Genomic DNA, 907 nt, shown 5'->3' on the forward strand with positions numbered 1-907 from the left:
TCGCGGCGGGATAAGTTTGCGAAGGCAAAGTACCGTGTGACGAACTGGGCCGAATACAACGAGGCGCTCCGCCAGCGTGGTGACGTAACGGTCTGGTTCAGCGAAGACGCGGTGTCTGGGTGGTGCGCAGTGCGCTCCGGCAAGCGCGGTGGTCAACAACGATATTCTGATCTGTCGATTGAGACCTGCTTGACCTTGCGCGCCGTGTTCGGCTTACCGCTTCGCCAAACGCAGGGCTTTGTCCGCAGTCTGCTGCGGCTCATGCAGACGGACCTCCCTGTGCCGGATTTTTCGACGCTTTTCCGGCGTGCGCCATCGCTTCAGATCGCGCCCGACACCCAGACAGCCAGTGGTCCGATCGCGCTGGTTGTGGACAGCACAGGGCTGCGTGTCGTTGGTGGCCGCGAGTGGATGCGTGAGAAGCACGGGCTGCCGAAGGCCCGCAAGATATGGCGCAAACTGCATATCGGCTTCGATCTGGAGAGCGGCGAGCTTGTGGCGTCCTGCCTGACACCCCAGCAGGTCGGGGACACCGGCGCTCTGCCCGACCTTCTTGCCGAGGTGTCCGGTCCGGTGCGCCGTTTCATCGGTGACGGGGCTTATGATGGTGTACCAACCGCCGCGACCATCCGGCATGCGTTTGGCCCGGATGTCGAGCTGATTATTCCGCCGCCGAAGAACGCCGTTCCCGGAGATTGCCAGGCACGTAACGCCCATATCGACATGATAACCGAAACTGGCCGAATGGCATGGCAGAAGGCCACCGGTTATGGTCAGAGATCGCGCGGCGAGGCCCAGATCGGGCGATACAAACAGGTCATCGGACTGGAACTGCGCAGCCGCAACATGGAGACCCAGACAACCGAAGCCCGCATCGCTGTCAAAGCCCTCAACCGCATGACCCGTC

At 62.2% G+C, this 907-nt stretch carries 1 protein-coding gene; it reads left to right on the forward strand.

The features are described 5' to 3' along the window. A partial coding sequence (locus ACR0BF_RS20320; protein WP_480625671.1) for an IS5 family transposase occupies positions 1-907 on the forward strand: 907 nt, incomplete at both ends.

Source organism: Ruegeria sp. AG7 (assembly GCF_056541545.1).